Below are 11,475 nucleotides of genomic sequence, written 5' to 3'. Positions count from 1 at the left end.
CGACCTGACCTATGCCGCGCTCGATGAGGGCACGGCGGTGGCGGGCGTGACCACGCGATCGAAATGCCCCTCGCCCGAAGTGGAATGGTGCCGCGCCGCGCTGACGCTCGGGCGCGCGCGGGCGCTGGTAGTGAATGCGGGCAATTCCAACGCCTTCACCGGCCACCGCGGCCGCGCGGCGGTGGAGGCGCTCGCGGCGCGCGTCGCGGGTCATGTCGGCTGTCAGCCGTCCGACGTGTTCGTCGCTTCGACCGGGGTGATCGGCGTGCCGCTACCGATCGACAAGGCGGAGGCCGGGATCGACGCGGTGCTGCGGGCGCCGGATGCCGACTGGCTGCGCGCCGCCGAGACGATCGGTACTACCGACACCTTCGCCAAGGGCGCGAGCGTGACGGCCGTGGTCGACGGGCGGGTCGTCACGCTGGTCGGCATCATCAAGGGGTCGGGCATGATCGCGCCCGACATGGCGACGATGCTCGGCTTCATCTTCACCGACGCGGCGGTCGAGGCGCCTTTCCTGCAGTCGGTGCTGGAGGCTGCGAACGCGCCGACCTTTTCCTGCATCACGGTCGACGGCGACACCTCGACCAGCGATACCGTGCTAGCCTTCGCAACGGGCAAGGCGGGAAATGCGCCGCTCGCGTCATTCGACGATACCGGTGCCGACGCCTTCCAGGCCGCGCTGACCGATCTGTGCCAGCAACTCGCACACCTTGTTGTGCGCGATGGCGAGGGCGCATCGAAATTCATCGCGATCACCGTGACCGGCGCCGAAAGTGACGCGAGTGCGCGCCGCGTCGGCCTGTCGATCGCCAATTCGCCGCTGGTGAAGACCGCGATCGCGGGCGAGGACGCCAATTGGGGCCGCGTCGTCATGGCGGTCGGCAAGGCAGGCGAGCCGGCCGAGCGCGACAAGCTCTCGATCGCGTTCGGCGGCGTGCAGGTGGCGCGCGACGGCCTCGCGGTCGAGGGCTATGACGAGGCCCCCGTCACCGCGCACCTGAAGGGGCAGGATATCGACATCGGCGTCGATCTCGGCCTCGGCGAGGGCCGCGCCACCGTGTGGGCCTGCGACCTGACGCATGGCTACATCTCGATCAACGCGGACTATCGGAGCTGAGATGCGTGATCTCGCCCGCCCCGTCGAAGCGCTGATCCGCGATGTCGCCGCGCGGATCGTGATGCCGCGCTTCCGTCAGCTCGATCCGACCCAGATCGAAGAAAAGGCCCCCGACGAACTCGTCACGATCGCCGATCGCGAGAGCGAGGACGCGTTTACCGACGGGCTGACCCGCTTGCTGCCGGGATCGCACGTGGTGGGCGAGGAAGCCTGCGCGGCCGACCCCCGCCTGCTCGACACGATCGGCGACGGCACGGTGTGGATCGTCGACCCGATCGACGGTACCGCCAATTTCGCGGCAGGGGAGTCACCGTTCGGGATCATGGTCGCGCTGGCCGACAATGGCGTGACACAGGCGGCGTGGCTGTTCGACCCGGTTGGCAACCGCCTCTGCTATGCGACCCTCGGCGGGGGTGCCTTCATCGATGGTGAGCGCGTTCTTTCGCGCGGCAGCGGCGCGGACAGACCCGTCGCCGGCCTGTCGACGCGCTATCTGCCGCCCGAATTGCGCACGGATAGCGAGGCGCGCGCCGAGGGCCGGCTCCGCTGCGTTGCCATCCCGCGTTGCGCGGCCGAGCAATATCCGCGCGTCCTGCTCGGCCAGAATGACGTGGCGCTGTTCTGGCGCACGTTCGCCTGGGATCATGCGCCGGGCGCGCTGATCCTGACCGAGGCGGGCGGGCGCGTCGCGCGCTTCGACGGCACGCCCTACGCGCCGACCCAAACGACCACGGGGATGCTGGCCGCCGCCACGCCCGAATTGTGGGACCGCACCGCCGCGATCCTGTTTCGCTAGAGCGCCGGCGTCGCCGCAACCAAAGCGGCGGTATAAGGATCGCCCGGCGCATCGAGGATTTCGGCCGTGCGGCCCTGCTCGACACAGCGCCCGTCGCGCAGCACCGCGATCCGGTGCGCAAAGTGGCGCACGAGCGCAAGATCGTGGCTGATGAAGAGATAGGCCACGCGCAGATCACGCTGGAGCCGCAGCAGCAGCGCGACCATGTCGGCGCGGAGCGGCGGATCGAGCGCGCTCAGTGCCTCGTCCAGCACAATCAAATCGGGTTTGAGAACGAGTGCGCGGGCAAGCGCGATCCGCTGCCGTTGCCCCCCCGAAAAGTGCGCCGGCAGACGCTGCGCCGCGTCCGCGTCGAGCCCGACCTGGTCAAGCGCCTCGATCACGCGCGCGGCGCGCTCAGCCGGGTTTGGGGTGTCATCAAGGAGGCGTAGCGGCTCGGCCGCGATCCGCCCGACCGTCCAGCGCGGATCGAAGCTGGCGGCAGGATCCTGAAACACCGCCTGGACCCGACGCCGCAGCGTGCGCAGCCCCGCACCCCGCGCCCCGCGCCACGTTTGCCCGTCGATCGTGACCGTCCCCGCGTCGGGCCGGTCGAGCCCCAGCGCTAGCCGCGCCAGCGTCGACTTGCCCGATCCCGATGCGCCGACCAGGGCCAGCGTTTCGCCCCGGCAGAGCTGGAGACTGACACCATCGAGCGCTGTCGCCACCGGGCCGCCGAACAAGCCGCTGGTGCGATACTGCCGCGACACCGTCGCTACATCGAGCAGCGCATCCGGGAGGGCGGGCGCCGGCCCGGGACCGCCCGGCCGCGATGCCGCCACCGCGCGGCGCAGAAAATCCGATCGCGGGGCGGCGAGGCAGGCAGCGGTTGCGCCCTCCTCCGCCACACGCCCATCCTCGATCGCCACGATCCGGTCGGCCATCTTGGCCACCAGCGCGAGGTCGTGGCTCACGATCAGCAGGCCCATGCCCCGCTTGCGCGCCTCGGTCTCCAGCAGCTTAATCACGCCCGCCTGCGCCAGTGGATCGAGCGCGGCGGTCGGTTCGTCCGCGATCAGCAAATCGGGGCCGGCCGCGATCGCCATCGCCACCGCGACGCGCTGGCGTTGTCCGCCGGACAAGGTGTGCGGGTGTCGCCCCGGCGCGATGTCGAGCCCCACTTGCGCCAGCAGCGCCTCGACCCGCGCCGCGCGTTCCGGATTCGTCAGGCGCTCGTGGCGGGCCAGCACCTCGCCAATCTGTCGTCCTACCGTCAGCGCGGGGTTGAGCGCGGTTGCCGGCTCCTGAAACACCATTCCAATGCGCGCGCCCCGCACTGCCTCCCAACCGCGCTCGTCAAGCGACGACAGCGTCACCTGGCCAAGCGCAAGCGTGCCCGAGGTGACCGCGCTGTCGGGCAGCAATCCGATCGCCGCATGGGCAAGGGTCGACTTGCCCGACCCCGAAGGTCCCACCAGCGCCACGATCTCGCCCGGCAGGACCGTCAGCGAGACATCGTGCAGCACGGGGCGTGCGCCATAAGCGACCGACAGTCCTTCGATCCGTAGCTGGCTCACGACTGCGCTCCCCGCAGCAGCCATGCGCGCGCCTCCTCGCCCGCGCGGTTGATCGCCAGCACGGTCAGCGTGATGGCCAAGCCGGGAAGCAGCACCAGCCGGGGGGCGATCGCGATCAGGGTCTGGCCGTCGGCGACCATCCGTCCCCAGCTTACCGCCGGCGGTTGCGCCCCGAGCCCGAGGAACGATAGACCCGCTTCCGCCAGCAGGCCGAGCGAGAGCTGTACCGCCGCCTGCACCGTCAGCACGCCAGCGATATTGGGCAGGATATGCACGAGAGAGATGCGCGCCGCGCTGCTTCCCGCCAGCTGCGCCGCCGCGACGAAATCGCGCGCCCACAGGCCGGCTGCGGCGGCGCGGGTGACGCGCGCGAAGACCGGAATGTTGAACAGCCCGATCGCCAGACCGGCATGTGCCGCGCCCGGGCCGAGTATCGCGATGATCAGGATGGCAAGCATCACCGCCGGGAAAGCGAACAGGATGTCGGCCCCGCGCACGACGACCTCGTCGATCCAGCCCGGTCGGGCCGCCGCAAGCAAGCCCAGCGGCACGCCCACGCCGATGCCGATCGCGGCTGCCAGCGCGGCGACGCCGAGCGACGGCCCCGCCCCTGCCATCAGCATCGAGCCGATGTCGCGCCCGAGCTGGTCGGTGCCGAACGGATGCGCCCATGACGACGCCTGCAAGCGCGCCGCGACATCGATCGCGCCGACGTCGTAAGGCGTCCATGCCTGCCCCAGCAGCGCCAGCAGGACGATCAGCCCGAGCGCGGCAAGGCCGATGGCCATTCTCATCGCCGTGCTCCCAAGCGCGGATCGAGCAGGGCTTGGCCCACGTCTGCCAGGAAGCTGGCCGTGACGGTCGCGACGACCATCACCATCGCCACCGCCTGCACCACGATCAGGTCGCGCCCGCCGATCGCCTGCACCAGCAGGCGGCCGAGCCCCGGCAGATAGAAGACATTCTCCACGATGAGGCTGCCGCCGAGCAGGAATGGGAATTGCAGGCCGATCACCGCCACGATTGGCGCGCCGGCATTGGGCAGGACATGGCGCCACAGGATCACACGCCGCCCGAGCCCCTTGGCGCGCGCGGTGCGGACATAATCGCGCGCCAGCTCCTCGCCCAGCGCCCCGCGCGCGACCCGCGCGATCACCGCCGCCTGCGGCAGCGCGAGCGCGATGGCGGGCAGGATCAGCGCGGCGAGGATCGCGCCCGCGCCCGCATCCCATCCCGGAAAGCCGCTCGCCGGAAACCACCCCAGCGACACCGCGAACAGAAGCAGCAACACCATGGCCAGCCAGAAGCTGGGCACCGCCAGCCCGATGGGGGCGAGCATGCCCACTGCCCGGTCGACCGGTCCGCCGGGGCTTCGCGCGGCGGCAACCGCCGCGGGCACGCCGATCGCGACCGACAGCAGCATCGCCAGCCCAGCCAGCGCCAGCGAGACGGCGAGGCGCGGGCCCACCAGCGCCGTCACAGGCACGCGGTAAGCATAGCTGATCCCAAGGTCGCCCCGCGCCAGCCCGCCCAGCCACGCAAAATAGCGTCCGACAAGCCCCCCCTCGAGGCCAAGCTGTACGCGCAAAGCATCAAGCGTGGCAGGGCTCGCCTCCATCCCCATCATGAACTGCGCCGGATCGCCGGGCGCAAGCTGGACGAGCGCGAACACGAACAGGCTCGCCCCTACGAGCGTGACGGCGAGGACGGCGAGCCGGCGCAGCAGCCAACGCCCGCCCCCCGCCCGGAGGAGCGCCGCCATTCCCGCCACCATCAGCAGCGACAGGACCACGCCCCATGGCCGCGCCGATCGATCGGGCGGCGGGGTCGGATCGGCGCCCCCTTCGAACCGGGCGGTCGCGAAATCGACCGTCTGGAGGGGCGTGTTGATCCACAGGCCGGTCAGCCGCGCGTCGGCGACCGCCATGTGCGGAAACTGAAAAAGGAAGACGTTGACCGAATCCTCCGCGATCCGCCGCTGAACCGCAACAAGCAGCGCATGCCGCCGCGCCGGATCGGCCGCGGCACGCAGCCGGTCGAGCAGCTCCCGCACCGCGACCCCATCATAGCCGAAATAGTAATCGGCCCGGCCATAGATGGCATAATCGGCCGGCTCCGCATGGGCGACGATCGTCATGTCGAAATCGCGACGCGCGAACACCTGATCGAGCCATTGCGCCCATTCGAGCGGCACGATCCGCACGCGCACTCCGACCGCGCGAAGTTGCGCCGCCGCGATCTCGCCGCTCCGCAGCGCATAGGCCGCGGGCGGCAGCGCGAACGTCAGGTCGAACCCGCGCGGATACCCCGCCGCCGCGAGCAGCGCGCGCGCCCGTGCCGGATCGTGCGGATAGCGGCCGGCGAGGTCGATATGATCGGGGTTCTGCGGTGGAAAATGGCTGCCGATCGGCGTGCCATAACCGTGCATCGCGCCGTCGATGATCGCGCGCCGGTCGATCGCATGTGCCAGCGCGCGGCGTACGCGCAGGTCGCGCAACGGTCCACGTGCGTTGTTGAGCGCCAGAATCACCTCGCCCTCGCTCGGATTGACCGAGACCCGCAGTGACGGATCGGCGCGAAGCTGCGTAAGATTTTCGGGCGCGGGATAATCGGGGAACAGGTCGATCGCGTGCGTCCGCACGCCCGCATAGGCGGCGGCGGGATCGGCGACGAAGCGGAACTCGATCATGCGCAGCGCGGCCTTCTGGCCCCAGTAGGCATCGTTGCGGATAAGACGGAGCCGGTCGCCTCGGCTCCAGCTCTGGTAGCGGAAGGGGCCCGTTCCCACCGGCGCGGTCGCGAGACTGCCCGCCGCGCGCGGCGACACCATCACGCAATCTCCCCATGCAAGAAGCACTGGCAAGGCCGCGTCGGCCTGCTTCAGGCGGATGCGGACCGTCAGCGGATCGAGCGCGTCGATGTTCGCGATGTTGGCGAGCGCCTCGCCCTGCGCGTTGGCCGATCCGGGTGCCGCCGCGCGGCGCAGACTGAACGCCACGATGCGCGCGTCGAACGGCGTACCGTCGGTGAAGCGGACGCCGGGCCGCAGGCGGAACACGTAGCTCCGCGCATCCGGCGCCGTCGTCCATCCGGTTGCGAGCAACGGCACCGCCGCGCCGGTCGCATCGAGCGTCGTCAGCCCTTCGTAGATCGTCCGATACGTGACCTCGTCGATAGCAGCGGAGGCGCCCGCCGTAGGATCCAGCGTCGGGGGCTCCAGCTGAAGCGCCACGACCAAGCGGTCACGCGCAAAAGACGGCGCGGCGCCAAGGAGCAGGGCAAGGAGGACGACGAAGACGGTCAGCCATGACGACCGTCGCCCCCGCCTGCCCGCGCTGGGCCTGGTCACTCTCTCGGTCGCCGGACGCGCGGGATAATCATGCAAAACCGCCCGCTACAGGCTGATGCCGGCCCGGACGCCGTAGGTCGCCGGCCGCCCCGGCGACGCCACGCTGGCATTGGGCAGGAAGTAATTGCGCGTCAGGTCGTACTTCTCGTTGAAAATGTTGCGGCCGTACAGCCCGACATACCAGCGCCCCTTCTCCGGGCGGAGCGTCAGCGTCGCGTTCGCCAGCCACACCGGCGCCACCCGATACGTGGGGCCGAGGAAGGACGGCAGCGCGTCGCGATAGGCATAGTCGCCCGCCGCCTCCAGCGCGTAGCGCCCGAGCGGGAGAGTGTAGGAGGCCGATCCCTGATAGCTCCAGTTGGCGAGCGGCAGGTCACGGCCCGCGAGATCGACCGTGTCCGCGACGTACACGCCGTTCACGAGCCGCGCGGTGCCCGCGTCGACGTCCACATAGCGGACATATTCGCCCTGCTTATAACCGATCGACTGGGTGATGCGGAAACCCTTGGCCGGCGCGAGTTCGAGTTCAACCTCGCCGCCGTAGATTTTCGATTTCGGTGCGTTGTTGATCTTGCCGACCGCCCCCACGTCGGGATCGACGATGACGCCGAGTACCTGTTGGTCGCGATAGTCGTAGTAGAAGGCCGAACCGTTGAGCCGCACCTGGCGCGAAATGTCCGCCTTGAAGCCGGCTTCGTAAGCATAGAGCGTTTCCGGCCGGAAGGCGTTGATCTGCCGGGAGCTGGGGGAGTTGTAGGCGGTGAAGCCGCCCGACTTCACCCCCCGGCTGGCACTGGCATAAAGCAGGATGTCAGGGGCAACCCGGTAATCGATCCCGATCTTGCCGCTCCATTTCGACAGAGTCTGCTCGCGATCGCCATCGGTGAAGGTCGGGCTGCCCCCGATCTCGGTCGCGAAATCGCGCAGCTTCCGCTTTTCATGTTCGTAGCGCCCGCCGACCGTCAGCTTCAGCCGGCCGGTCAACGCGTAATCGGCCTGGCCGAAGCCGCTTATCGATTGCGCCGTCTGGCGGTAATTGGTGTCGGTGAAGAAGCCGAGGCTGTCGGTGAAATCGGTGATGAAGGTCTCCCGGATCTTCTGATAGCTGTAATAGCTGCCCGCCACCCAGTTGAGCCGCGCGCCGGTCGCCGGGGCGAGCCGCAATTCCTGCGCGAACACCTCCGCCTCGGTACCCCAGAAGGTATCGGATTCGCGGCTGGCCGACGCATCCCAGTCATTATATTCGCGCCGCCGGAGGTGGTCGTAGGCGGTGATGCTGGTCAGCCGCAGCGCATCGCCCAGCGCCACATCGGCGTTCAGGCTCGTACCCCAGCTTTCATTGTCGCGGTGCGGCTTGTCATCAGCGTCCGCGCCGGTCAGCCGCGCGAATTCGTCGGAGAATCCCCACCCGGTCAGGCGGCGGCTGTCGGCCGGAATGACCGGCCCGGCCGGCGGGCCATAACCGTGCGTCGGAAAATCGCGGAACAGATAGAGTCCCGTCGCTTCCGACTTGTCGCGTCCGCCGTGCAGGTTGAACAGCAGGTCCACCCCCGCCGTCGGAGCCCAGTCCACCAGCGCCCGGCCATAAAGCCGGTCGGCGTCGCCCAATGGCTGCCCCGTCGCACGATTGCGCTGGAAGCCGCCCCCCTGCTCGGTCACGCCCGATAAACGGACTTTGAGCGTGTCCGTCAGTGGACCGGACACGAACCCTTCAACCTTGGTCTGGTCGAAGCGGCCATATTCGCCCTCGATCCCCGCTGAAAAGGTATCGGTCGGCCGGCGTGTGATGAAGTTGATCGCGCCGCCGGTGGTGTTCCGGCCGTAAAGCGTTCCCTGCGGCCCGCGCAGCACCTCGACCCGTGCGACATCGAACAGCACGCTTTGGGTCATCGCCGGCACCGGATAGGCGACCTCGTCGACATAGATGCCGACCGTGGGCGTGTTGTTCGCGGCATAATCCTCAAACCCCACACCGCGTAGCTTGAACTGCGGCTGCCCGCCGCCGAACGCCGGGATGACCTCCAGGCTGGGCGTCTGGAATTGAAGCTGGTTGACGCTCGTCACACCACGGGCGGCCAACGTGTCGCCATCGATCACCGACAGCGCGATGCCGATATTCTGCGCTTCGTCGGGACGGCGCTCGGCCGTGACGACCACATCAGGGATGCCCTCTTCACCCCCGCTTGCCTGTGCGAGCGCCGGGGCCACGCCCGCCGTAAACCCGACACAGGGCAGAAGGAGAAGGCGGATGGCGGCCTGAGAAAAAGGGGGATTTCGCATTTCGCAAAAAGCCATGCGCTCTCGCGTGGTGCGGCGCAACACAATTTCGCATAACGCCAAAAATTGATGAAGAGGTTGCGCCTTATTTCGCAGAATGGGAAAGCGAGCGGTGATGAGCTCTGTTTTCAAAAAGCCGATCGATCGCGGTGCGCCGGCATCGGTGGTGGCGAACAAGTTTGGCGGCCTGTCACGCTTCTCGTCCGCGATCGGCAAATCGCCCTCTACCGTGCATCGCTGGCTGGTGAAGGGGCACATTGACGGCGCCTATCATGCGGAAATCATGGCGGCGGCGCAGGTGCCGGGTAATCTCGCGACAGGCGAGCGGCTCGTCCCGCTCGACTTCATCGACACGCGCAGCCCAGAGGACCGCGCCGCGCCTGCCCCGCGTCGGCGTCGCGCACCTCACGTCATCCCGGCGGTCGAGGCGAGCCACACCCGTTTCACCCGCGATGAATGGGCGCGGCTGCGGTCGGCGGTGCCGCTGACGGTCGACGAAAGCGACCTGCGGCGCCTGCGCGGTACCAACGAACCGACCTCGCTGGGCGAGGTGGAGGAGGTCTATCTCCCTCTCACGCGCCTCATCAATCTGCATGTCAACGCGGCGCAGGGGCTGGCGCGCGTCACCGACGACTTTCTCGGGCGTCCGCCCGCCAAGCGCCCGTACATCGTCGCGATCGCCGGATCGGTCGCTGTCGGCAAGAGCACGACCGCGCGCCTGCTGCGCGCGCTGCTCTCACGCTGGCCAGCGCATCCCCGCGTCGATCTGGTGACCACGGATGGCTTTCTGCACCCCAACAGCGTGCTGGCCGAACGCGGGCTGATGGAGCGCAAGGGTTTTCCCGAAAGCTACGACGTCCGGCGCATGATCCAGTTTCTTGCCGACGTGCGTTCGACCGGACGGGGCGAAGCGCCGGTCTATTCGCACCATGTCTACGACGTGGTTCCCGACCAGCGGGAGAGGGTCGACGCACCCGACATCCTGATCTTTGAAGGGCTGAACGTGCTCCAGATCGGGCATGGCCCCGACGCCGCGCATGCCGCCTTCTCGGCGTCCGACTTCTTCGACCTGTCGATCTACATCGACGCCGAGCAGGCCGACGTGGCGCGGTGGTTCGAGGAACGCTTCATGCTGCTCCGCGCCACCGCCTTTCAGGACCCGACCGCCTTCTTCCATCGCCTCGCGGTCCTGCCGGAGGACGAGGCGCAGGCGATCGCGCGCCGCATCTGGCGAGACGTCAATGAGAAGAATCTGTTGGAGAATATCCAGCCCACCCGCCCCCGCGCGGACGTGATAATCCGCAAGGGCCCCGACCATGCGGTCGACAGTCTGTGGCTCAGGAAGCTCTGACGCCCGCCAACCGCCGCCTCAATCGACGAACAGCAGGGCTGGCGTCTCCACCAGTCGCTTGACCGCCTGGACGAACGACGCCGCGTCATGCCCGTCGACCACGCGATGGTCGCATGATAGCGACAGGTTCATCATTTTGGCGACGACGATCGCGCCATCCCTCACCACCGGGCGCTCGACCACCTTGTTGGGGCCGATGATCGCGACTTCCGGCCGGTTGATGACTGGCGTCGCGGCAATACCCCCCAGCGGGCCGAGCGACGACAGCGTGAGCGTCGATCCAGACAATTCGTCGCTCTTGGCCTTGCCGCTCCGCGCGGCGTCCGCCAGCCGCGCGATTTCGGCCGAGAGCTGCCAGATGTTGCGCGCCTGCGCGTCCCGCACCACGGGGACCATCAGCCCCGCATCGGTCTGCGTCGCGATGCCGAGATGCACCGCGCCGAAGCGCGTCACCACGCCTGCCTCGTCATCGTAACGCGCGTTCAGCATCGGGAAGCCGGGGATCGCGCGACAGATCGCGACGATCAGGAAGGGCAGGATCGTCAGCCGCTCCTTGTCGCCCCGATTCGCGTTGAGATCCCCGCGAAGTGCCTCCAGCTTGGTGACGTCGAGTTCCTCGACATAGCTGAAATGCGGAATGTGGCGCTTCGACGCGGCCATATTCTCGGCGATGCGACGGCGGAGGCCGACCACCTTGAGCGTCTCGTCGGCGCGGGCCTGCCCCGCCGGGCGGTAACCCCAATTGTAGGTGAGGAAGGCGTCCAGATCGCCGTGGCGGATACGATCGCCCTCCCCCTTCACCTGCGCCAGATCGATGCCCAGGTTGCGGGCTCTTTCACGCACTGCCGGCGACGCGAGCATCCGCCGATCTTCCCCGGCACGGGGCGGGGGACCAGCCGCAGGCTGGGGGAGGGGGACTTCGGCAGGAGAAGCGCTCGTGGCGGCCTCCCCTCCACCACCGCCTTCGGCGGCGGTCCCCCTCCCCGTGCCGGGGAGGATCGATTCCGCAACCGCCGCTGCCTCCGG

Annotated in this window: 8 protein-coding genes; 3 read left to right on the top strand and 5 right to left on the bottom strand. The window is 68.7% G+C overall.

Annotation, left to right across the window (positions count from 1 at the left end; translation table 11 throughout):
- Both argJ and ACOJSF_RS03610 read left to right on the top strand, forming a co-directional pair.
- On the top strand, positions 1-1,120 hold a 1,120-nt coding region (argJ, locus tag ACOJSF_RS03615), incomplete at its 5' end, for a bifunctional glutamate N-acetyltransferase/amino-acid acetyltransferase ArgJ (protein WP_420140862.1).
- Position 1,121: 1 nt separating this feature from the next.
- The gene (locus tag ACOJSF_RS03610; protein WP_420140861.1) at positions 1,122-1,916 is read left to right on the top strand and encodes an inositol monophosphatase family protein; all 795 of its coding nucleotides are present in this window, start codon (positions 1,122-1,124) and stop codon (positions 1,914-1,916) included.
- On the opposite strand, the gene nikE is transcribed toward ACOJSF_RS03610, so the two are convergent.
- The 4 genes from nikE to ACOJSF_RS03590 are packed head-to-tail and all read right to left on the bottom strand — an operon-like array spanning position 1,913 to position 9,029.
- Positions 1,913-3,496 (bottom strand): nickel ABC transporter ATP-binding protein NikE, encoded by a 1,584-nt coding sequence (nikE, locus tag ACOJSF_RS03605; protein ID WP_420140860.1) that lies wholly within the window; start codon positions 3,494-3,496, stop codon positions 1,913-1,915. The genes ACOJSF_RS03610 and nikE overlap by 4 nt on opposite strands.
- Positions 3,469-4,266 (bottom strand): ABC transporter permease, encoded by a 798-nt coding sequence (locus ACOJSF_RS03600; protein WP_420140859.1) that lies wholly within the window; start codon positions 4,264-4,266, stop codon positions 3,469-3,471. The genes nikE and ACOJSF_RS03600 overlap by 28 nt, the downstream gene beginning before the upstream one ends.
- The gene (locus ACOJSF_RS03595; protein ID WP_420140858.1) at positions 4,263-6,821 is read right to left on the bottom strand and encodes an ABC transporter substrate-binding protein; all 2,559 of its coding nucleotides are present in this window, start codon (positions 6,819-6,821) and stop codon (positions 4,263-4,265) included. The genes ACOJSF_RS03600 and ACOJSF_RS03595 overlap by 4 nt, the downstream gene beginning before the upstream one ends.
- Before the next feature lie 45 nt (positions 6,822-6,866).
- Positions 6,867-9,029, bottom strand: coding sequence for a TonB-dependent receptor (locus ACOJSF_RS03590; RefSeq protein WP_420140857.1), 2,163 nt, complete (start codon positions 9,027-9,029; stop codon positions 6,867-6,869).
- Between the two features lie 184 nt (positions 9,030-9,213).
- Between ACOJSF_RS03590 and coaA the strand changes: the two genes are divergently transcribed.
- The gene (coaA, locus tag ACOJSF_RS03585) at positions 9,214-10,449 is read left to right on the top strand and encodes a type I pantothenate kinase (protein ID WP_420140856.1); all 1,236 of its coding nucleotides are present in this window, start codon (positions 9,214-9,216) and stop codon (positions 10,447-10,449) included.
- Between the two features lie 18 nt (positions 10,450-10,467).
- Here coaA and ACOJSF_RS03580 read toward each other — a convergent pair.
- On the bottom strand, positions 10,468-11,475 hold a 1,008-nt coding region (locus ACOJSF_RS03580), incomplete at its 5' end, for a dihydrolipoamide acetyltransferase family protein (protein WP_420140855.1).

Origin of the sequence: Sphingomonas sp. (assembly GCF_048594985.1) — a bacterium.
Lineage (GTDB): Bacteria > Pseudomonadota > Alphaproteobacteria > Sphingomonadales > Sphingomonadaceae > Sphingomonas_I.
This window is presented reverse-complemented; position numbering and strand designations above follow the sequence as displayed.